This is a genomic window from Streptomyces sp. NPDC023541 (assembly GCF_055559995.1).
Genome location: NZ_JBVHJO010000001.1, coordinates 460,672 through 481,277, shown reverse-complemented (window position 1 = coordinate 481,277; position 20,606 = coordinate 460,672). Strand labels below are relative to the sequence as shown.

21 protein-coding genes and 3 pseudogenes are annotated in these 20,606 nt (G+C 72.0%); 15 read left to right on the top strand and 9 right to left on the bottom strand.

The window, feature by feature from the left end:
- Positions 1 to 355: 355 nt before the first annotated feature.
- Positions 356 to 916 (top strand): hypothetical protein, encoded by a 561-nt coding sequence (locus ACZ3X1_RS02305; protein WP_467275750.1) that lies wholly within the window; start codon positions 356 to 358, stop codon positions 914 to 916.
- A 658-nt stretch (positions 917 to 1,574) separates the two neighbouring features.
- Here the strand turns inward: ACZ3X1_RS02305 and ACZ3X1_RS02300 are convergent.
- Positions 1,575 to 3,017: an NF041680 family putative transposase gene (locus tag ACZ3X1_RS02300; protein WP_467275748.1), complete on the bottom strand. Its 1,443-nt coding sequence runs from the start codon at positions 3,015 to 3,017 to the stop codon at positions 1,575 to 1,577.
- Between the two features lie 703 nt (positions 3,018 to 3,720).
- Here ACZ3X1_RS02300 and ACZ3X1_RS02295 point away from each other — a divergent pair.
- Positions 3,721 to 4,221, top strand: a complete 501-nt coding sequence (locus tag ACZ3X1_RS02295) for an SMI1/KNR4 family protein (protein WP_390074201.1) — start codon at positions 3,721 to 3,723, stop codon at positions 4,219 to 4,221.
- A gap of 84 nt (positions 4,222 to 4,305) precedes the next feature.
- Here the strand turns inward: ACZ3X1_RS02295 and ACZ3X1_RS02290 are convergent.
- From ACZ3X1_RS02290 to ACZ3X1_RS02275, 4 genes and pseudogenes are all read right to left on the bottom strand, one after another.
- A pseudogene (locus ACZ3X1_RS02290) lies at positions 4,306 to 4,734 on the bottom strand (IS5 family transposase); the annotation flags it as partial.
- A 199-nt stretch (positions 4,735 to 4,933) separates the two neighbouring features.
- A pseudogene (locus ACZ3X1_RS02285) lies at positions 4,934 to 5,204 on the bottom strand (VOC family protein).
- 38 nt (positions 5,205 to 5,242) lie between these two features.
- Positions 5,243 to 6,349 carry a PP2C family protein-serine/threonine phosphatase gene (locus ACZ3X1_RS02280; RefSeq protein ID WP_467275744.1) on the bottom strand — a complete coding sequence of 369 codons (1,107 nt, stop codon included), beginning with the start codon at positions 6,347 to 6,349 and terminating at the stop codon, positions 5,243 to 5,245.
- A 111-nt stretch (positions 6,350 to 6,460) separates the two neighbouring features.
- Positions 6,461 to 7,264, bottom strand: a complete 804-nt coding sequence (locus tag ACZ3X1_RS02275; RefSeq protein WP_467275743.1) for a LysR family transcriptional regulator substrate-binding protein — start codon at positions 7,262 to 7,264, stop codon at positions 6,461 to 6,463.
- A gap of 58 nt (positions 7,265 to 7,322) precedes the next feature.
- On the opposite strand from ACZ3X1_RS02275, the gene ACZ3X1_RS02270 reads away from it, so the two are divergent.
- A complete protein-coding gene (locus ACZ3X1_RS02270; protein ID WP_356814982.1) occupies positions 7,323 to 7,727 on the top strand; it encodes a DUF5997 family protein in 405 nt (134 codons plus the stop codon).
- Positions 7,728 to 7,815: 88 nt separating this feature from the next.
- Here the strand turns inward: ACZ3X1_RS02270 and ACZ3X1_RS02265 are convergent, their stop codons facing one another.
- Both ACZ3X1_RS02265 and ACZ3X1_RS02260 read right to left on the bottom strand, forming a co-directional pair.
- Complete coding sequence (locus ACZ3X1_RS02265; RefSeq protein WP_356814981.1) at positions 7,816 to 8,391, bottom strand: YdeI/OmpD-associated family protein; 576 nt, start codon at positions 8,389 to 8,391, stop codon at positions 7,816 to 7,818.
- Between the two features lie 74 nt (positions 8,392 to 8,465).
- Positions 8,466 to 8,921 carry a DoxX family protein gene (locus tag ACZ3X1_RS02260; RefSeq protein WP_467275739.1) on the bottom strand — a complete coding sequence of 152 codons (456 nt, stop codon included), beginning with the start codon at positions 8,919 to 8,921 and terminating at the stop codon, positions 8,466 to 8,468.
- 472 nt (positions 8,922 to 9,393) lie between these two features.
- Between ACZ3X1_RS02260 and ACZ3X1_RS02255 the strand changes: the two genes are divergently transcribed.
- The 5 genes from ACZ3X1_RS02255 to ACZ3X1_RS02235 all read left to right on the top strand — a co-directional run bounded on the left by ACZ3X1_RS02255 (position 9,394) and on the right by ACZ3X1_RS02235 (position 14,412).
- Positions 9,394 to 10,347 carry a tellurite resistance/C4-dicarboxylate transporter family protein gene (locus ACZ3X1_RS02255; RefSeq protein ID WP_467275737.1) on the top strand — a complete coding sequence of 318 codons (954 nt, stop codon included), beginning with the start codon at positions 9,394 to 9,396 and terminating at the stop codon, positions 10,345 to 10,347.
- A gap of 128 nt (positions 10,348 to 10,475) precedes the next feature.
- A complete protein-coding gene (locus tag ACZ3X1_RS02250) occupies positions 10,476 to 10,910 on the top strand; it encodes a VOC family protein (protein ID WP_356814978.1) in 435 nt (144 codons plus the stop codon).
- 79 nt (positions 10,911 to 10,989) lie between these two features.
- Positions 10,990 to 11,676, top strand: a complete 687-nt coding sequence (locus tag ACZ3X1_RS02245; RefSeq protein ID WP_467275735.1) for a Rossmann-fold NAD(P)-binding domain-containing protein — start codon at positions 10,990 to 10,992, stop codon at positions 11,674 to 11,676.
- A gap of 57 nt (positions 11,677 to 11,733) precedes the next feature.
- Entirely contained in the window at positions 11,734 to 14,019 is a 2,286-nt protein-coding gene (locus ACZ3X1_RS02240) for a phosphatase domain-containing protein (protein WP_390074207.1), read from the top strand.
- Positions 14,020 to 14,043: 24 nt separating this feature from the next.
- Positions 14,044 to 14,412: an NYN domain-containing protein gene (locus ACZ3X1_RS02235; RefSeq protein WP_467275731.1), complete on the top strand. Its 369-nt coding sequence runs from the start codon at positions 14,044 to 14,046 to the stop codon at positions 14,410 to 14,412.
- 7 nt (positions 14,413 to 14,419) lie between these two features.
- Here the strand turns inward: ACZ3X1_RS02235 and ACZ3X1_RS02230 are convergent, their stop codons facing one another.
- Positions 14,420 to 14,908: a hypothetical protein gene (locus tag ACZ3X1_RS02230; RefSeq protein WP_467275729.1), complete on the bottom strand. Its 489-nt coding sequence runs from the start codon at positions 14,906 to 14,908 to the stop codon at positions 14,420 to 14,422.
- Between the two features lie 1,025 nt (positions 14,909 to 15,933).
- Here ACZ3X1_RS02230 and ACZ3X1_RS02225 point away from each other — a divergent pair.
- The 5 genes from ACZ3X1_RS02225 (at position 15,934) to ACZ3X1_RS02205 (ending at position 18,925) form a co-directional block, all read left to right on the top strand.
- Complete coding sequence (locus tag ACZ3X1_RS02225; RefSeq protein ID WP_356814973.1) at positions 15,934 to 16,308, top strand: YbjQ family protein; 375 nt, start codon at positions 15,934 to 15,936, stop codon at positions 16,306 to 16,308.
- Between the two features lie 47 nt (positions 16,309 to 16,355).
- Positions 16,356 to 16,985: a class I SAM-dependent methyltransferase gene (locus ACZ3X1_RS02220; protein ID WP_356814972.1), complete on the top strand. Its 630-nt coding sequence runs from the start codon at positions 16,356 to 16,358 to the stop codon at positions 16,983 to 16,985.
- 274 nt (positions 16,986 to 17,259) lie between these two features.
- The gene (locus tag ACZ3X1_RS02215; protein ID WP_467275725.1) at positions 17,260 to 17,718 is read left to right on the top strand and encodes an LPXTG cell wall anchor domain-containing protein; all 459 of its coding nucleotides are present in this window, start codon (positions 17,260 to 17,262) and stop codon (positions 17,716 to 17,718) included.
- 8 nt (positions 17,719 to 17,726) lie between these two features.
- The gene (locus ACZ3X1_RS02210) at positions 17,727 to 18,410 is read left to right on the top strand and encodes an RNA polymerase sigma factor (protein ID WP_467275723.1); all 684 of its coding nucleotides are present in this window, start codon (positions 17,727 to 17,729) and stop codon (positions 18,408 to 18,410) included.
- Positions 18,407 to 18,925, top strand: a complete 519-nt coding sequence (locus ACZ3X1_RS02205; protein WP_467275721.1) for a hypothetical protein — start codon at positions 18,407 to 18,409, stop codon at positions 18,923 to 18,925. Before ACZ3X1_RS02210 ends, ACZ3X1_RS02205 begins: the two co-directional genes overlap by 4 nt.
- Positions 18,926 to 18,979: 54 nt before the next feature.
- Here ACZ3X1_RS02205 and ACZ3X1_RS02200 read toward each other — a convergent pair whose 3' ends face one another.
- Positions 18,980 to 19,435 (bottom strand): MarR family winged helix-turn-helix transcriptional regulator, encoded by a 456-nt coding sequence (locus ACZ3X1_RS02200; RefSeq protein WP_467275719.1) that lies wholly within the window; start codon positions 19,433 to 19,435, stop codon positions 18,980 to 18,982.
- Here ACZ3X1_RS02200 and ACZ3X1_RS02195 point away from each other — a divergent pair.
- A pseudogene (locus ACZ3X1_RS02195) lies at positions 19,419 to 20,087 on the top strand (MFS transporter); the annotation flags it as partial. The gene ACZ3X1_RS02200 and the pseudogene ACZ3X1_RS02195 overlap by 17 nt on opposite strands.
- 40 nt (positions 20,088 to 20,127) lie before the next feature.
- Positions 20,128 to 20,586: a GlcG/HbpS family heme-binding protein gene (locus ACZ3X1_RS02190; protein WP_467275717.1), complete on the top strand. Its 459-nt coding sequence runs from the start codon at positions 20,128 to 20,130 to the stop codon at positions 20,584 to 20,586.
- Positions 20,587 to 20,606: the final 20 nt, after the last annotated feature.

Below are 20,606 nucleotides of genomic sequence, written 5' to 3'. Positions count from 1 at the left end.
TGCTTGGGGCCGCAGAGCGGCCATATCCTCGACCGCTGTCGGGCGGAGTCCGTATCCGCAGCTACCTCCCAGCCGCCGAGGCCCTGATCAGCATGGCTACGGAAGGCCCCTTTGGCTAACGTCGGCCGACGGGTCTGTCTACTGTGCTGCACTGCTGCAACAGTTCCGGAGGCCCCGTGTGTCTCACAAGTCTCTGCAGGTCAGCTCCCTGCGAAGGGCATTCCGAGCCCTACTGGTCCACGAATAGGCCGCAAGCGCGCTTCTGCACGCGGTTCACTCGCGCGCGCCGCAAGTGAAGTGCGCATGTGTGAGCGCTGGGGGACACTGGAGCCGTCGCCGCTTCCAGGAGGCGGTTATGAGCGGAGAGTCGCCGACGCGGCGAGCGGAAAGCCAGCTCCGGAGTCACATTGGCTGGTGGCTGGGGGCACTATCGGCAATTACCGGCATCCTGGCATTCATTTTGACTCAATGCACAAGCGCGGCTCCTACCATTGACCAATGGAGAGTAAAAGCAGAGGCAATCTGCGAGCAAGAAATGCCCGGGATAAACAGGATGCGGGCGGAAGCCCTGGACGGCATCGCATACGGGAAGCTGAAACCCAATGCCAACGAAGCCGAGCGAAAGGCCGCTGCATGGAAGTTCAGGGACACACAAATCGCCTACATGCGGCTCATCGGAAGATGGCGGGAACTCGAAATGCCTGGCGAACGAAGAGGTGACATTGAGAAGATCCATGAAGCTGGGGTTGCCGTAGCACAAGCTGAAAGCGTGTGGGAACAGGCAGTTGAGATCGGACTTCCAACCGCGGATGCCAGCTGGAACTCACTCGACGCAGAAACAAACTTTCTTAGGAAGATGCTAGAGCTAGACTTGTGGGGATGCTATCAAGTGGTGTCTAAAGGAAAACCGACCTAGGTTCCCGGTGACTACTCCGCGCAGTTGCGCCCGCGCTGGACCAAACGGCCCACAGCCCGCGCAAGTGACGACTTCGCTGGAGTTGGCTGCGTGCGCGGCTTGTCCTGGGTGGCAGACGGAAAGGGAGTTCCCCGCCCCAGCCCGCACGGGCCGGCACCCGCGTACGGCGCCCCCGCCATCCCGGAGCCCGAGGCACCCGCCGGAGGCATGTCGGTGACAGATGGAACCGCGGGTCGTGGGGGCTCGTCCCATGCTCTTGTGCCTATCCCTTCTTGAGGGGCGGGCGTCGGCGCAGCGGGGGCGGAGCGGGCCGAAGGCAGGAGCGGCGCCGGAGCCGGGAAGCCCGCCCGGCGGAGCGGAGCGCAGTCGGGTGCTTGATGTAGCAGGGAAACTCCCACCAACCCGAACCGTTACGGTTTTCAAGAGCGCTCCGCTGGAACGGCCAACCCCATCTGACCGGCACGTTCCCGTGTTCCCCGAGCGGAAGATGGAAGCGCAGGGTGGGGTGATACCTTCGACACCAAGGTTCCAACTAACACGGCTTTCGATGAATGCCTGGACCGAAACTTGAGCACGTGGGAGCGGATCTTGTTTCTAAAAGGCCCCAGTTTTCAAGTCGATATCGAGTTTCACTTTCACGCTTAAGCTTGTTCTTTATCTACCAAGATCTTCCCGGCTTGCCGATGGCCTTGAGGGTCTCGGGGCGTTTGACGGTTTTGCCGACGTCGTAGCGGGGTGCCCGGTGTCTGTTCTTGACGCCGGGTGGTCGTCCGGAGCCGGCGCCTCGGGGTTTGGGAACACGGGCCGGGCAGGCGAGGTGGGCGCGGATGTTCCGAAACCCCCGGCGGACCCGGGCCGGGGTGAGCCGGTCGGACGCGGCGGGCTTCTCCCAGGGCCGGCGGAGGTCCGCGGCCAGCGGACGAGCGAGCCGGAGCTGGGTGTGGGCGACGATCACGATCCAGGTCCAGCGGTCCGCGGCTTCGGGAGTACGGAGTTTCGGGGTGGTCCAGCCGAGGGTCTGCTTCGCGAACCGGAAGGTGTGTTCCAGGTCGAACCGGCGGAGGAATGCCTGCCAGAAGCGGTCCACGTCGTCCGGGGTGGCACCGGTCTTCGAGGACCATAACCACACGGGCGGGGCATCCCGGTCCTTCGACAGATGCTCGACCTTCAACCGGATCAACGTCCCCTCGACCACTGGGAGTTCACCGTCGTGGTCGAGCCAGGAAGAGCGGTGGGTGAGCCGGGGATGAACCCGATCCCACGCCTGGGTCTCGGCCTTGCCGTAATTGGTCGTGTCGGTGACCGTGGTGATCGCGGGTTCGGGCCAGGTCTCCGGCTTGGTGAAGCGGAACTCCGGGCCGTGCTTGGGCGGCCGGCCGTTGACGCCGTGCATCCGCGGCGGCTTCGGCAGCCGCATGACACGGTCGGAGCGGACCCGGCCCACCAGCTCGACCGGCAGGTCGCGCAGGACCCAGGCCAGGCGGGTGACGTCGTAGCCGGCATCGCTCACGACCACGATGTGCGGGTCCCCGGCCTGCCACTGACCAGCGGCGATGAGTCGCTCAACCACTCCTCGGAGTTGGGCGGCGGTGACCGCGGTCGCGTCGTCGGCAGGTCCCAGCCGGACCGCGTCCAGGATCGCGGTCCAGGATGTGGCGCCCGGCTCCAGCACGGCGACGAAGGAGTAGGGCCAGCCCGGGATGAACTGCGAAGCTGTCTTCGCCCGGCCGTAGACGTGGCAGAACAGTCGCTCCGCCGAGCACGGCGCGTCCGAGCGAAGCCACGGCGACACATCGACCGCCAGGACCAGGCGCCCGCCGTCGAACCGCGGCAGCGACAGCCCGGCCAGCACGGTCCGCAGCCGGCCGACGTCGATCCGGCCGTGGTTCAGGCCGCCGTACATCGCTCCGTGCCCACGACGATGCTCGGGCAGCAGCGTCCGGTCCACGGGGGACCTCACCGCACCGTCCGCACACAGCACGGCATCGGCCAGCTCGAACAACTCGTCGCGCCGCGCGGTCAGACACTCGTAGAACTCGCCCCGGAAGCGTGACGCTTCCGCGAACGCTTCCCTCCGGACAGCATCAGGCAGCAGACTCACCTCACGGCCTTCGTCGTGGTCACGTGCACCTTGGTCGGAGCACATGATCAGACGAAGGCCGCCTCCACGTCAGGTGAATCCCCAGGCGAGCGAATCCGTTCGAGGGACTGTTCGAGGTCGTGGCACCATGTACGGCATGACGACCAACCGAAAGGTCCATGCCGCGTAGACGGCCAGGACGCATCCGGGCCAGCATCCCGGACCGACAGCAGTCACAGCACTCAAGGCCGGCCATCGACCGCCTCTCCTCGCGAGCGTTGTCCGAGATAGTTCGCCTTGAACGCACTCGGAACTATCTCCAGCCGGGTGACACCAGCGCGGCATTGCGTCTGTGGAAGGACTATGTCCACCGCCCCGCACGCGAACTCTGGCACGACGACGAGTTCGGCAACGTGCACTGGTACTGCTGCGGCAACCCTCTCGATGGCCGCGCCCTACTCGACGGCGTGATCCGAGCAATGTCACCTCGCGGAGCCCGCGAACTCCGAAAGATCATCGAAGATCTGGACGCCTCCATGGGCCCGTCTTACCCGGCCACAGACCACCGAAGATAAAGAACAAGTTAAGGTAATGTTTCTAATGGCTTCGATTCGTCGTCCTCAGCATTGTCTGCCTGGCTCTTCATTGTCGGGTCGACAGCGGAGGGGCTGGGTGGGTGGATCCGCTCATGGGCGTGTCACAGCGGTCTGGCAGGCTGCTGCCCATGACGGACGCTCCCATCGAGACACAGACGCCGAAGCGCCGCATCACGGTCCGGCAGAGGCTCTTGCAGCGCTTGAGCGCTATCCCAGGCTTGGCCGACTCTCGTCGATCGGCGCCGGCTGCGCTCGACTGGGCCTTGGTCGAGGAGAGCTTGGGCACCGCACTGCCGTCCGACTGCAAGTACCTCGCCAAGTGGTACCCAACGTTCGCCATCGGCGACTACATTCTCGTGAGCCTGCCTGAACCGGTCGAGGAACACCGCGTACACCGTGGCTTTCAGCACAGCCTGGATGTACTTGTCGATGCTTTGTCGGAACCCGATCTCGTCCTGCTGGCTTATCCCGCACCGGGCGGCCTTCTGCCGTGGCCGCAGTCGGACGAGAGTGACCAGTTCATGTGGAGCACTGCTGGAGAGACCCCACAGGAGTGGTTCCTTACCGTGGCCGGTCGCGGCGGAGCCTTGGTGGCACTATGCGGGCGGGGCGGTGCAGTTCCTGGCTGAACTCTGCGACAGCACAGTCGAACCCTGGGGCCTACGCATTTTCGACCCAGAGGTGACGCCCTGCTGAGCTACCGGCTGGGAACGTCATCCGCAGGTCAGACGGCGGTGGCAGATGCGGGCTGCGGCAAGGCCGACGAAGGCGAGAAAGTGTTCCGGCTTGCGTTCGTAGCGGCGGTGAAGCCGACGGCAGCCAGCTAGCCAGGACACGGTCCTCTCAACGACCCATCGATGACGGCCGAGCCTCTGTGAGGACTCAACGCCCTTGCGGGCGATGCGGGGCCGGATCCCACGCTCGCGGCGCCATCGGCGCAGGTGGCCGTAGTCTTAGCCCTTGTCCGCGTGGAGTTTTCCAGGCCGCCTGCGACGCGGACCTCGACGAGACCGAATGGGCGGGATACCACGCACGAGCGGTTCCAGACCCTGGCTGTCGTGCATGTTGGCACCGGAGATACCCAGGGACAAAGACAGCCCATTCCGGTCGGTGATCAGGTGGATTTTCGATCCCAGCTTAGGGCTGTCCCGTAATCCCCGGCGGGAGCACGGCGTTGTGGTGGGCACGGTGTACCTCGCGCGGCGCGAGGGGGCGGCGCCACACGTCGCCCTGAAGACCATCCACCCCCCCAACTCCCCGACCACGCCGAGCTGCTGCTCCGCTTCGAAAGCGAGGTGGAGGTCCTCTCCATGGTCCATCAGTCGGGTCGGGTCAGGGGAGTCAGCCGTGGGTCGCGTCGATCACGCAGAACCGGTTGCCTTCGGTGTCCGCCAGCACCACGAAATCAGGGTCCTGCGGGTAGGAGTCCCAGTCCACGTGCCGCGCACCCAGCGCCACCAGGCGTGCCACCTCCGCCGCCGGCCGGGACCAGCACGGTCCAGTCGTCGTCCACCTCACCGTCGCGCGGTACGTAGCCCAGCGCCCCGCCCCAGAATTCCGCGGCCCGCCGCACGTCCTCGGCGCCCATGACGATCGTTCCGATGGTCAGCATGATCCGATTCTGGCAAACGCCGCCCGGCCGGGGCCGCCTCAGGGCTGCGCGGGCCGCTCGACCGCGACCATCGCCGCGTCGTCGCCCAGGGTGTTCCCGGTCGCGTGCACGAGGAGGTCCTCGCACAGGTGGTCCAGCAGCGCCTGCGGGTGCGCGCCGACGCACGCGGCGACCCGCTGCGAGAGGGGATAGAAGGTGCCCGCCCGGTCGCGCGCCTCCAGGACGCCGTCCGTGTACAGCAGGAGCACGTCACCGGGCCCGAAGGAGAAGGTCTGAGCCGTGACCGCGGACGCAACGAGCCCGGCGAGACCCAGCGGCGGCGCGGACCGGACGACGTCGAGACTCGAGACCGTGCCGTCGCGGCGCAGGACCAGCGGCGGCGGATGCCCGCAGCTGACCAGGCGCACCACCGGCTCGTCGTCGGGGATCTCCAGCACCGCGGCCGTCACGAAGCTCTCGCCCTCGTCCCCGCCGCCGTCCAGGTCCGCGGAGACCGCGGCCTCCAAGTAGTCCACCAGCCCGGCCAGCCCGGCCTCCTGGTGCGCGGAGGCCCGGAAGGCTCCGAGGACGAGCGCGGCGTCCCCGACCGCCTCCAAACCCTTGCCTCGGACGTCGCCGATGATGAAGCGCGTCCCCGTGGCCGTACGGGCGGCCGCGTACAGGTCGCCGCCGATCCGGGCCTCCGCCGCCGCGGCCAGGTACACCGAGGCGACGCCCAGCGGTCCGATCCGGTCGCGCAACGGCCGCAGGACGACCTGCTGGGCGGTCTCGGCCACCGTGCGCAGCTGCACCACCTCCTTCTCGTGCACCTCCCGCAGGTGGGCGAAGAAGGTCACGAAAACCGAGATCATCACGAGCGCGATGATCTGGAAGGTGTGGTTGAGGTCGGTCAGCGTGGTGCGCGTCGTCGAGACCACCACCTGGGCGAGCACGGCCACCAGCCCCACGAAGCCCGTCATCCGGGGCCCCGCGAACGAAGCCGTCATGGCCGGCGCGGCGACCAGGAACGGCCCGAGGTGCACCTCGGGCGGGGCGAGGATGTCGACCACCGTCACGACGGCGATGAGCGCGAACGGGGCCACCAGCTGCGCGTGGCTCAGCTGCAGGGACCGGTGGTGGCGCGTGTGCGGCGGCCGGAGATCCATCCCTCCTGCATACACCGGGAGGCGATCGCGATCCCCGAGGCCAGGCCGTTGCAGGACCGGGGGGTCCACCGACGGTTCAGCCGGTCCCGCGGCCGCCGGGGTGTCGTGGGCCTACGGACGCCGGCGGGGCTTGCCGCCCTTGGCTCCGCCGGAACCGCCGCGCGGGCTCTTCCCGGCCGACTTCCCGGACGCGGGCTTTCCGCTGCCGCCCCCGGTTCCGCGCCGTGCGCCGGCGCCGCCGGCCTTGCCGGCACCCGCCTCCGGCCGCTTGCCCTTCGCCTTCGGCTGCGGAGGGGTCTGCGGACGGCCCCGCGTGCTGTTCACGGTCCGGCCGCGGACGATCCCGATGAACTCCTCCACCAGATCCGGGGTGGGCTCAGCCTGCGGCCACGACAGCGCCACCCGTGACGTGGGCGCGTCCGACACCGGCCGGTAGGTGAGGTCCCTGCGGTGGTGCAGACGGGCCAGGGACTGGGGTACGACCAGTACGCCCACGCCCGCCGCCACCAGCTCGATCGCGTCCGCCGTCGTGGCGGGCCGCTCGATCGCGGGCCGGCCCGGCAGCTTCTCCCAGTCCAGTGTGTCGTCGAGGGGCTGCCAGACGACCTCGTCGGCGAGGTCCTCGGTGGTGACCTCCTCGGCAGCCGCCACGACGTGGTCCTTGGGGACGACGACCACCGTCGTCTCGGTGTAGAGGGGGATCGCGCTGAGGTCCGTACGGTCGACCGGGAGCCGGACGAAGCCCGCGTCGGCGTCACCGGAGCGCAGTACGCCGAACACCTCGGCGGAGGAGACCTGGGCGAGGGCCAGCGGGACGTCGGGCAGCCGCTCGTTCCAGATCCGCACCCACTTCGCAGGGGTCACGCCGGGGACATAAGCGAGCCGAAACGCATGGGGTACTTCCGAGCCTGTCACCCCGCAAGGTTACCGGGCGTGGTCGGAACCCGTGCACACGCTCGATACCCTTGACCTCATGACGTCGCACCAGAACACCCAGACGATGAAGCCCGCTACCGCGGCGAAGAAGCTGGGCGTGTACCTCGAGGCCACCCCCGCAGAGTTCCAGGAGGGTGTCGTCTCGCGCAGTGAATTGAGTGCGCTCCAGGCCGACCCGCCCGAGTGGCTCCAGGAGCTGCGCCGCAACGGCCCCCACCCCCGCCCGGTGGTCGCCTCCAAGCTGGGCGTCTCCATCGCGGGCCTCGCCCGTGGCGGAGTCACCGAGCCCCTCACCACCGAACAGATCGAAGCACTGAAGCAGGAAGCCCCCGAGTGGCTCCAGCGGGAGCGGGCCACCCAGGCCGACGTCCGCAAGGAAGCGGTCCGCATCAAGGAGCGGAACGCCGAGCGGGCAGAGAAGGCGCGCGACCAGGAGTCCTGACCCGCGGCGCGGATCCCGTCAGGCCCGGCCCTCTCTCACGGGGAGGACCGGGCCTGACGCCGTCTTCCGGGTTCGTCGCCGCACCGGCTCACTGCGGAGGGTCGCCCGCCAGCAGGCGCACGGCCCGGTCGAGCCTGGCCCGCCTGGTCTCCGGCGTGAGCGCCTGCAGCAGCGGCAGGGCCACCAGATAGCGCCCGGTCCGGTCCAGCGCCTCGAAGGCCGCACGGGCCTCGGGGCGGGCTTCGAGCGCCGCTTCGAGGTCCTCCGGCACCCCCGCGGTCCGCTGCGACGCGTAGGCGCCGCCCCAGCGGCCGTCCGCCTGTGCCCGGCGCACCTCGGCCAGCCCCGGTTCACGCATCCGGCCCGCCGCGGTCAGCACGGCGACCTTGTCCACGTTCACCTGCGACCACAGGCTCTTCGCCCGCCGCGGCACGTACTTCTGCAGGTAGTGGAGCTCGTCGAGGGAACGCCGCTGCCCGGAGATCCAGCCGTAGCAGAGGCCGATGTCGACGAGCTCGTCGTCGGTGACCGACGGAATGCCGGACTTCTTCTTCGCGACCTTGATCCACACCCCTTCCCTGCGCGTGTGGTGCTCGGCGAGCCAGCTCTCGAACGCCTCGGCGTCCGCGAAGCCGACGATCTCCACCCCGTTGAGTTCGTCCATGCGCCACAGGCTATCGGCCGCCCTTGGGGGCCGGTCCGCGCTGCCACGGCTGACGCAGAACCGATTCCTGCGGGTCAGGCGGCCACGGTCTCCGGGCGGGTGTCGTCACGGTGCCCGGAGGCGGCCGAAGCGCGTGACGCGAACAGGCCGTCCAGTGCGAGGGCGCCGGGGCCGGTGAACACCAGCAGCAGGAAGGCCCAGCAGAACATCGCGGAGGCCTCGCCGCCGTTCTGCAGCGGCCAGAGCGCACCGGGCTGGTGCACCGTGAAGTACGCGTATGCCATCGAACCAGAGGCGACGAAGGCAGCCGTCCGGGTGCCCAACCCGAGCAGGACCAGGGCGCCGGCGACCAGCTGGATGGCGGCCGCGTACCAGCCGGGCCAGGTGCCGGCCGCGACGGTACCGCCGCCGTGGGCACCGCCGAGGACGCCGAAGAGGGAGGCCGCCCCGTGCGAGGCGAAGAGCAGGCCCGTGACGATCCGGAACAGGCCGACGGCGTAGGGCTGGGCATGGTCGAGACGTGCGTTCATGGGGGGAGGCTCCTTCGGTCGGGGACGGGTCCCGAAGTCGTGCCGAACTGCTCGAGCGCGAGCGAGCCATAGGTTAGGTAGGCCTAACAGTCGTGACAAGCGCGAGTTCCGGCCACCCCACCGGACGCTACGCCGGCTCCTGCGGGCCCGTCGGCGGGGCGCGGGGCCTTCCCCCGCCCGGCCTGCCGGGGCCGGTCCGTGCGGGGATGCCGACGAGGGGGCGAGGGGCGAGGGGCGAGGAGACGCGGGGCGGGGAGACGAGAGGACGGGGAGACGAGGGGACCCCGCCGGTCCGTTCCCCTGTGACGCACCGGCAGGTCTTCGTCCCCCGCCGAGCCCAGGACCGGGCCGCACCCCCGCAGGTGCACTGCGCGCACGTTCCCTCGATCTTCCGCGCAAGACGTTCGGCGCCGGTCGGCCCGGTCGGCCCCGCCCGCTGGCGGTCCGCCTGCACGTGGGGTCCGCTGGAGGCGTGAGCATCCTCCCCGGCCCGGGCTGGTGGGCCGGCCTCCCGCCGGCGGCGGGAGCCGTCGTCATGGCAACGGGCATCCTCTCCGTCGCGCTGCACATGACGGGGCACGAGGCCCTGTCGCAGGTCGCCTTCGTCATCGCCGTCGCCCTGTGGCTCGTACTCGCCGTCGACTTCGCGGCCCGGCTGCTCGGCGACCGCGGGCGGTTCCGTGCCGAGGCCGACACCCCGGCCGCCCTGACGGCCGTCGCCGCCACCACCGTCATCGGTACCCGGCTCTCCCTGTCCGGCTGGCAGAGCGCGGCCGCCGCCCTGCTCGCGCTGGCGGCGCTCCTCTGGCCCGGCCTCCTGCTCAACGTCGTGCGGCACTGGCGCCGCCGCATGCCCGGGGGCGCCTTCCTCGGCTGCGTGGCCACGCAGGGGCTGGCCGTCCTCGCGGCGGTGCTCGCCGCCGTCGACCGCCAGGACTGGCTGGCCCGGGCGGCGCTGGCCGCCTTCTGCCTCGGGCTGCTGCTGTACGTGGCCGCCCTCTTCCGCTTCGACCTGCGCGAGGTGGTGGGCGGGGCGGGCGACCACTGGGTGGCGGGCGGTGCCCTCTCCATCTCCGCCCTGGCCGGCTCCAAGCTCACCGCGTCACCCGTCTGGACCGGGTGGGCGCACACGGCCCTGCGTACCGTCACGCTCGTCGCCCTCGCCCTGTCCCTCGTCTGGTACGTCGTCCTCCTCACCGCCGAACTGCGCCACCCGCGGCCGCGCTACGACATCCGCCGCTGGGCCACCGTCTTCCCGCTCGGCATGACCTCCACCGCCTGCCTCTCCGTCGCGGACCCGGCCGGCATCGCCTGGCTGGTGCCGCTGGGCGAGATCCTGCTCTGGATCGCCGTGGCCGCCTGGCTGTTCACCTTCGCCGCACTGGTCGCCTCCCACCTCGCCGCCCGGCGCGCACCGACCCCGTAGGGGTCGTCGTGCCGATCAGGCCGGGCTCACGGCGCCCGACACCGCGCCCGGCCCGGTCCGATCGGCAGGACACCCCGCCGGGCGCCGCTCCTGTGGCGCGCTCGACGCCCGGTCAGTAGGGTCCCGGCATGGCGTACACGTTCCAGGTGACCATCGACTCGCCCGACCCGCACCCGCTCGCCGACTGGTGGGCCGACGCCCTCGGCTGGGAAGTGGAGCCCAGCGACGAGCAGTTCATCCGCGGCCTGATCGCCGCGGGGCACGCGACCGAGGACGACACCACCACCCACCGCGGCACCCTCGTCTGGAAGACGGGCGCGGCGATCCGCCACCCGGAGGCGCTCGAAGGCGCGCCCCGCATCCTCTTCCAGCTCGTCCCGGATCCCAAGACCGTCAAGAACCGGGTGCACCTCGACGTGCGGACCGGCGACGACGACCCGCAGGCACTGGTCGAACGCCTCGTCGCCAAGGGCGCGAAGCACCTCCACGAGGGCCGCCAGGGCCCCAGCGTGTGGACGACCCTCGCCGACCCCCAGGGCAACGAGCTCTGCGTCTCACACTGAGGCGCCCGGACAGCTCACGCCGCACCGGCCCCGCCCCGACCCCGCGCGCGGACGCCCGGCACGGCCTACGCTTCCACGGGTGAACGTCATCCTCTTCGGCGCGACCGGGATGCTCGGCCGGGGCGTCCTGCGCGAATGCCTGCGCGACGACTCCGTCGACGGCGTCCTGGCCATCGGACGCCGCCCGCTCGGCGTCACCCACCCCAAGCTGCGCGAGCGGGTGCAGGACGACCCGTCCGACCTGGCCGCCGCCGGGGTCGACCCGGCCGCGTACGACGCCTGCTTCTTCTGCCTCGGCGTCTCCTCCGTCGGCATGAAGGAGGAGGAATACCGGCGCGTCACCCACGACCTGACCCTCGCCGTGGCCCGGCCGCTGGCCGCCGCCAACCCCGGAATGACCTTCGTCTACGTCTCCGGGGAGGGCACCGACAGCACCGGACGGGGCCGTTCCATGTGGGCCCGCGTCAAGGGGCGGACCGAGAACGACCTGCTGGAACTCCCCTTCCGTGCCTACATGTTCCGCCCGGGCATCGTCCAGCCGGTGCGCGGCGTACCGTCCAGGACCCGGCTCTACCGCGTCCTCTACGCCGTCACCGCGCCGCTGGTCCCGCTGCTGCGGCGGTTCGCACCCGACCTCGTCATCACCTCCGAGGCCTTCGGCCGTGCCATGATCGCCGTCGCCGCTCCCGGTACCGAGGTCCCCGGCCACGTGCTGCGGCCCGCGGACATCAACCGCCTGGGAGGCGCCCGGACCAGGCGTAATTGACTACCGGGCGCACCCTCCCGCAGGCGAGAATGAGCCATCTCAAACCGGGAGGACCCCATGAGCCAGGAGACCCTGACTCTGCATGACCTGCTGCCCGCCCAGGCGCTGGCCGACTCGATCGACGCCGGGTACGTGACCCGCAAACCGCACCCCGAGCTGCCGCTGTCCATCTACACGTACACGCGGACGGCCCAGTACGAGCGCGTCTGGAACGAGGTCACCACGCGCTGCCGCGGTCTCGTCGCCGACGACGAGACCGGCGCGATCGTCGCCCTGCCGCTGCCGAAGTTCTTCAACGTCGGTGAGCACGAGTCGGGTCAGCCGTACGCCCCGGCCCTCCCCGACGAGCCGTTCGAGGTGTACGACAAGGTCGACGGCAGCCTCGCGATCGTCTTCCACTACGCGGGCCGCTGGCGGGTCGCCTCCAAGGGTTCCTTCATCAGCGCCCAGGCCGTCTGGGCGCAGCGGCGGCTGGACGGCGCGGACACCGCGGCGCTGCAGCCGGGCACCACCTACCTCGCGGAGATCCTCTACCCGCAGAACCGCATCGTCGTCGACTACGGGGACCGTCGCGACCTCGTCCTCCTCGCCGCCTTCGGCCCGGACGGCACCGAGGTCCCGCTCGCCGAGGCCGCGGCCCACTGGGACGGGATCGGCTCCGTCGTCACGGTGTGGCCCGCCATGCCCCTCGACGAGCTGCTCGCGCTGACCGAGTCCAACACCCTGCCCGGCGGGGCCTGCGCGAACGGCATGGACGCCGAGGGCTTCGTACTGCGTTTCGCCTCCGGCGTGCGCGCCAAGGCCAAGCTGTCCGAATACGTACGGCTCCACAAGGTGCTCACCGGCGTGACCGCGCGGGACATCTGGCGCGGCCACGGCGTGCAGCGCTTCGCCGGCCTGCCCGCCAAGCAGCTCGCGCAGGGCCTGAACTGCACCGTCGCCGACATCGAGGCATCGGGCGGAAAGCCCCTGGACGCGCTTCTGGAGCAGGTGCCCGACGAGTTCGACCACTGGGTGCGCGAGGTCATCGCCGGCCTGGAGGAGGCCGCCGCCCGCCACGAGCGCGCGATCGACGAGGCGTACGCGGGCCTCGCCCACCTGGCCGCCGACCGGGGTGCCTTCGCCCGGGCGGTCGCGCAGCTGCCCGACCGGACCGTCCGGCCCGCGATGTTCATGCGGCTCGACGGTCGGCCGACTGAGCTCACGACCTGGCGCCGGGTACGGCCGGAGGCGGCCGACCCGTACATCACCGACGAGGAGAACAGGACCGTGTCCGAGGAGGACGACCGGACCGCGCCCGCGCAGGAGCGGACCCCCGCCGCCGTGCCCGCCCGCACCCCCGGGGCGGCGCCGCGGATCCCGGCACCGGTGGCGGACCGGACCGACCGCCCCGCGCGGCGGGAGGCCCCGCTGCCCGTCGTCCACGTCATGACGGGCCTGCCCGCCTCGGGCAAGACGACGGCCGCGCGGGCCCTCCAGGCCGAGGCCGGCGGCCGTATGCGCCGGGTCAACCTCGATGACCTGCGGGCCATGCTGGACCTGCCGGACCCGGCGCGGGGCCGCAGCTTCGCGCACGAGCAGACCGTGCTGGCGGTCCAGGACGCGGCGATCCGCGCGGCCGTCGACGGCGGCTTCGACGTGGTCGTCGACAACACCCATCTGACCAAGCACATCCCGAAGCGGCTGAAGGCGGCGGTCGGCGGTCTCGCGACCTTCGTCGTGCACGACTTCACCGACGTCCCGCTGGAGGAGTGCCTGCGCCGGGACGCCGCCCGTGAGCGCCAGGTCGGCGAGGAGATCATCCGCGTCCTGGCCGAGAAGCACCGCAACGCCCGCAAGGGCGGCTGGCGGCTGACGACGCAGTGGATGAACGGCGGCTCCGGCGCGGTGGCCGCGCCGCCCGTGACGCCGTACGTCCCCGACCCGGCGCTGCCGACGGCGGTGATGTGCGACATCGACGGCACGCTCGCGCTCACCGGCGACCGGGGGCCGTACGACTTCACGCGCTGCGAGCTCGACCTGCTCAACGAGTCGGTACGGCACGCGCTGGACGCCTTCCGGCGCGCGGACGGCGACGTGATCGTCCTGCTGTCGGGCCGTGGCGAGGAGTACCGGCCGCAGACCGAGGCGTGGCTGCGCCGCCACGCCGTTGCGTACGACGAGCTGTGGATGCGTGCGGCGGGCGACACCCGCCGCGACGACGTGGTCAAGGCGGAGCTGTTCGACGCGCACGTCCGCCACCGGTACGCGGTGCGGGTGTCGCTCGACGACCGGGACCGCGTCGTCGCGGTCTGGCGCCGGATGGGCCTGCCCACCTGGCAGGTCAACTACGGCGACTTCTAGAGTGCGAAGGTCTGGAGTGCCCGGGTGAGGACCGTCCTGATCGTCGATGCCGCGAACGTCGTCGGGTCCGTGCCGGACGGCTGGTGGCGCGACCGGCGAGGCGCCGCCGAACGGCTGCGCGACAGGCTGGCCGCCCGGGTCGTCGGCCGGGAGGACGACGAGGAGATCGTTCTCGTCGTCGAAGGCGCCGCCCGCGGTGTCGGGTCCGTGCCCGGCGTACGGGTCGAGGCGGCGCCCGGCAGTGGTGACGACCTGATCGTGGAGCTGGCCGCGGCCGGTGCGCAGGACGGCTGCCCGGTGGTCGTGGTCACGGCCGACCGTGAACTGCGGGCACGGGTCCGGGCGTACGGTGCGCGGTGCGTGGGACCGCGTACCGTACGCCCGGTGGACTGACCACGGGTCAGCGGCAGTACTTCACCTCGGAGAGGTTCTTGACGTAACGGGCGGATACCCAGCGCTCCTTCTCGTACGCCTTCGCGCGGTTGGGGTCCTGGCGGTCCTCGCGGTCCTGGCGGTCCTCGCGGTCCTCGCGGCCGGAGCCGTTCTCCCAGTTGTCGCGGTCCTCGTGCAGGCGGTACCAGATGCGGTTGCCGGCGACGTTCTCGCCGTACTTCTTGCACTCGATCTCGACCCTGCTGTTCGGCTGCACGTGGCCGACGGCGCGGGACGCGGTGGTCGGCTTGCTGCGGACCTTCAGCGGGCCCTTGGAGACGACCTTGCCCAAGGCGTACTTGTGGTACGGGTACTCGCCGGGCTGCGCGGACGCGGGCACCTCACCCACGATGATCTCCCGCGGACCCTCGTCCGCGACGGCGGCGCCCACCCCGACCAGACCGAGAACCAGGCTTCCGGTGGCGAGAGCGAGGATGGTTCTGGTGGGCTTCAGCATGAGCCGACTCCTCTGTGAAGACGTCCGACCGGCCGCGGCGCGCGGCACGGGATGGCAACCGACGTTGCCAGGGACGACTATGGCCAGGAGGGGAGCCGCAGCCCCGATGACTCACCGGCTTTTAGCCCGATATGACCAATCTGTCCACCGGGGTGCGGCGGCCGTGCCCGCCCCCGTACGGGCACGGCCGCGCAGCGGGGCCCCGGGGGGACGGGGCCGGCTGCCGGCCGTGCGGCCGACAGAGCAGCAATCTACGGGCGCGACGCCCTCGGCCGCGCCCATCCAAGGGTTGAGGCCGGCCTACCGCGTTGGGTGGCGGTCCCCTACAACCAGGGGAGTAGACAAGGGGGTTGACGTGCACTTCACCGGACGAACGGCGGCGGCCCGGGTCCGCGCCACGCGTGCGGCAGCCGGCCGGAACGTGTACGCCGTCCGCCCGCGGGTCGCCGTGGCGCGACCGGGAGGGGACGACGCGGATGCCGTCCGGACGCGTCGTCGATGACCAGTTCCTGATCCGGTCAGACTTGACCGCCCTGCTGAACGCCGCCCCGGGCCAGGAGGTCGCGGGCGAGGCGGTGCCGACGGGACGAGGCCGTGCGGCTCGCCGCCGAGACCCGACCCGACGTCGTCTTCGTGGACATCCGCATGCCCGGCACGGACGGCATCGCCGCCGCCGAAGTGGTCCTCGCCGACGGCGGGGACACCACGGACGGCGGGCCCAAGGTGCTCGTCCGGACCCCCATCGACTCCGCCGAGTACGCCTTCCACGCCCTGCGGCCGGCGCCGACGGCTTCCTCGTCAAGGACACCCCGTCCGAGCGGCTCCGCGCCGCCGTCGCCACCGTGCACGCCGGCGGGATGCCCTTCAGCCCGCGGGCCCTGCGCGGACTGGTCGACACTATGGCGCCCCGACGGCCGACCGGCACGGCTCACCGGTCACGCCCCCGCACGGCGCCGGCCGCCCGAACGCCCTGTCCGCCGGGGCTCCCGGATGCGGCTGCGGGCGGGGCGCGCCAGAGTGGGCGCATGGGTATCGATGACTACGGCGGCGGAGCCGGCGCACACGAGAGCGGCGTGCTCGTCGTGACGACCAACGACGTCCCCGGCTACCGGGTCGAGCGGGTCATCGGCGAGGTCTTCGGCCTCACCGTGCGCTCCCGCCATCTGGGCAGCCAGATCGGCGCCGGACTCAAGTCGATGATCGGCGGTGAGCTGAAGGGCCTCACCAAGACCCTGGTCCAGACCCGCAACCAGGCGATGGACCGGCTCATCGAACAGGCCAAGGCGCGCGGCGCGAACGCCGTGCTGATGATGCGCTTCGACGTCACCGACGCGGCCGACGTCGGGACCGAGGTGTGCGCCTACGGGACGGCCGTCGTCCTGGTCCCCGCCTCCGCCTGAGGCGTCCTTGTACGGTGGTTCCCCTCCGGAGACGAAGGGGCGGGCCGATGGGTCGACGCAAGTCAGCGGCAGAGGTGTTCGACGCGCTGGGGGAGCGGTACGAGGAAGTGTTCGGGCAGGTGCCCGGCCAGATCGAGGCCCTCGACTGGCTCACCGCCCGGCTGCCCGCGGGAGCCCGCGTACTGGACGTGGGCAGCGGCACCGGACGGCCCACCGCCGAGACGCTGGTCCGGGTCGGCTGCGACGTGACCGGCATCGACGTCTCGGCGGCCATGGTCGCCCTGGCCCGCGCCAGGGTCCCGGGAGCCCGCTTCGAACAGGCCGACGTACGCACGTACACGCCGCCGCCCGGCGGCTTCGACGCGGTGTGCTCCTTCTTCCCGCTGCTGGTCATGGACCAGCCGGAGGTGGCGGCGGCGCTGGACCGGATGGCGTCCTGGACCGCACCCGGCGGGTACTTCGTGATGGCCACGGTGCCGGGGGACATCCGGGGCCTGGACATCGAGTGGATGGGACACGAGGTCACCGTCAGCAGCCTGTCCACGGAGGACCACCTGGCCCGGCTCGCCGACGGGGGCCTGGAGGTCCTGCACCACCACGCCGCGACGTTCCGGCCCGTCGGCGACGGGGCGGTTCCCGAGGAACACCTGTTCTGTTACGCCCGCCGCAGCCCCTGACCCCCCTGGGCCGCGCCGGACCTCGCCGGAGGCTCCGTGGCGGATGCTCTCGCGGTCAGGCGCCGGACGGCCCTGGTGCAGCTGGTGGCCCGGCGGCCTCGGCTTCATGACACGTCCACCGTGCCGGGAACCGGTGGACATGCCCGGAACGCCCGCTGAACGACGCCGGGTCGGAAAGTTTTTCCGGTGGCGCGGCAACCTCCCGGCGGGTCGCGCGTCGTGCGGGGGTGAAGGGGCGCAGTCCGCGTCCCCGACCCGACCGTGGAGAACCACCGTGAAGAACCTGAAGCGTGTCCCCCTGGCCGTCCGCCGCACGGCGGTCGCCGCGGCCGCCGCGGGGACGGCCGTCGCCCTCGCCGGCCCGGCCCACGCCGCCGGCGGCGGCTCGGCCGCGCCCTCCCCGTCGGTGAGCGTCCCGGCCGGCGCCTCGCCCAGCGTCTCGCCCAGCCAGGGCGGCCCCGCGCCCGCTCCCTCGATCAGCACCCCGCCGCGCAACGGCAAGGACGCAGCCGGCGCGTCTCCCAGCGCCGCCCCCAGCGCCTCCCCGAGCGCCCCGGGGACCGGGGCCGGGCCCAGCGCGTCCCCCTCGGCGCCCGCCGCGGCGCCCGACGGGGCCGAACTCGCGCATACTGGCTCCTCGGCGACGGCCGTCGCGATGGGGGCAGGGGCGACCGGTCTGATCCTCACCGGCGCCGGAGCCCTCTACGCCGTGCGGCGCCGCGCGAACGGCTGAGGACCTCCGTGCTCCACCTCGCACCACCCGTCGGCCCCCTCACGCCCGGTTCCGGCCCGGTGTGGCGGGGCCTGTGGTCGTTGCTGCGCCGCGAGCGCTCCACCGCCCCGCGCGTCGCCCCCCGGTCGTACGGTCCGGCATACGGAACCGCGTACGAGGCCGGGCCTTCGCCCGCGCACGGCCACCCGGGCGACGGCGACTCCGGGCAGCCCACCGTCACCGAGCTCTACCACGCGCACCGGCTGGGCATGGTCCGGCTGGCGGTGCTGCTCGTCGACGACCTCGCCACCGCCGAGGACGTGGTCCAGGACGCCTTCACCGCCCTGTACCGGCGCCACGGCGAGCAGATCGCAGACGTCGACAACGCCCTCGGCTACCTGCGCACCTCGGTCGTCAACACCGCGCGCTCCGTCCTGCGCCGCCGGCGCACCGTACGGTCCTGGACCCCGCCTCCGGCGGTCGACGAACCGTCCGCCGAGGACCACGTCGTCCTGGACGAGGCACACCGCGAGGTGCTCGCCGCGCTCGCCCGTCTCACGCCCCGCCGCCGGCAGGTCCTCGTCCTGCGGTACTGGGCCGACCTCAGCGAGGCGGAGATCGCGACCACCCTGGGGATCAGCCGGGGAGCGGTGAAGTCCAACGCGAGCCGCGGCCTGGACGCGCTGGAACGGAATCTGGAGGGACGGATATGACGCCTGTCGGCGAGCGCCCCGGCGAACACCCGGGCGAGCGCCCCGTGGAGCGCAGGCTGCGCCAGGCGCTCGACGCGCGCGCGGACGGCGTCGACGTCCGCCGGCTGCGTCCGGCGAGCCCGCCGGGCGCGCGGGCGGGCCGGCGGCCGGCGGGGAGGCTGCGGCGGTTCGCGCTGCCGCTCGCCGGTCTGGTGGCGGCCGCGGCCGCCGGGATCGGGTACCTGCTCCTCGGCCCGGACGCGGGGCCGGACCCACAGCTGCCCGCCACTCCGCCGGAGGTCACGGCCCCGGGGCCGTCCACCGGGCCCCCGCCGGCACCCTCGCCGAGCCGGCCGGGCCCGGCCCCGAGCGGGGCCGCGCCGTCGGGCCCCTCGGGGTCCCCGGCCCCCGGCCGGTCGCTGAGCCCGTCGGCTCAGGCCTCTCCGCAGCGCTCGGGACCGGTGACGCCGTCGTACGGTTCGTCCGTCGCGCCCGGCGCGGTGACCACCTCGTCCCCGCCGCCGCCCGGGCAGTAGGGCGGTGCGGACCGGACCGGGCTGCCCGATGCGGTCGGGTCCGGTCCGCACGGCCTACGCCGTGCGGAGGTTCTCCACGGCCACAACCAGCGGCGCCAGTTCCGGATTGCCCGCCGCCTCGTCCAGGGCCTCCCGCAGGGCGGTGTCGTTCGTGGGGCGGGCCGCGGCCAGCAGCGCGAGTCCGGACTCGCTCACGTCGGTGTAGATGCCCCGGCGGTCGGTGTCGCAGATGTAGCGCTTCAGCAGACCGCGGTCCTCCAGCCTGCTGACCAGTCGGGTCGTCGCACTCTGGCTGAGCACCACCGAGTCGGCGACCTGGTGCATCCGCAGATGTCCGCCCGGTCCGTCGTGCTGGCGGCTGAGGACGTCGAGCAGCGAGTACTCGCGGACGCTGAGGCCGTGGCCGGCCTGCAGGGCCCGTTCGATGTGCGCCTCGATCCGGCCGTGCAGGAGCGAGAGGGCGCACCAGCCCTGGGAGAGGGCGGTGAGCGCGCTCGCCGCCTTCCGCAACGTCCAGGTGCTGCTCGCGATGGCCATGACCGTGCTCGGCTTCGGCGGCGTCTTCGCCGCGATCACCTACATCACGCCGATGATGACCCACGTCGCCGGCTTCGCGAACTCCTCCGTCACCTGGCTCCTCGTCCTCTTCGGCCTCGGCATGGTCGCCGGCAACCTCATCGGCGGCCGATACGCCGACCGCGCCCTCATGCCCATGCTCTACGTGTCCCTGGGCGCCCTCGCCGTCACCCTCGCCGTCTTCACCCTCACCGCTCACACCAAGGCGGGCGCCGCCGTCACCGTCGTACTGATCGGCGCCCTCGGCTTCGCGACCGTGCCCCCGCTCCAGAAGCGGGTCCTCGACCAGGCCGCCGGAGCGCCCACCCTGGCCTCCGCCGTCAACATCGGCGCCTTCAACCTCGGCAACGCCCTCGCCGCCTGGCTCGGCGGGCTCGTGATCGCCGCCGGGCTCGGCTGGACCGCGCCCAACTGGGTCGGCGCCGCACTCGCCGCCTCCGCCCTGGTGCTGGCCCTCGTGTCCGGAGCGCTGGAGCGCCGTACGGCCGGACGCGCGGCCCGCTCCGGCGGCCGGGTGGTCGCGGCCGCCGCTGCGGCTCCCGCCGCGGCTCCCGGGACGGCCGCCGCCGTACCCGCCCGCCACTGATCCCCCTTCCCCGTACGACCCCCCCCAAGGAGAAACCGGCATGTCCACCGCCACCCGCACCCCCACCGCCACCCGCACCCCCGCCCGCACCGCCGTCGCCCCGCTGACCACCGAGGACGCCGAGCTGCTCGTCGCCGTCGCCACGTCCGCCGCCGAAGCGGCCGCGGCCACCGTCAGCGTCACCGTCCTCGACGCCGGCGGCCACCTGCTGGCCTTCCGCCGCGACGACCGGGCCGTACTGATCTCCGGCGAGACCAGCACCCGCAAGGCCTACACGGCCCTCCAGCTCGACGCGCCCACCGCCGACCTCGTCGACGCGGTCCGCCCCGAAGGCCCCTTCCACACGCTGCCCACGGCCCTCGACCGTCCCCTGCTGTTCATCGCGGGCGGGCTGCCCGTCCACCGCGACGGCCGGCTCATCGGCGCCGTGGGAGTCGGAGGCGGCGCCCCGGACCAGGACCACGCCTTCGCCTCCGCGGCGCTCGACGCCCTGGTCTGAGACCGCCGGGTCGCGCGCCC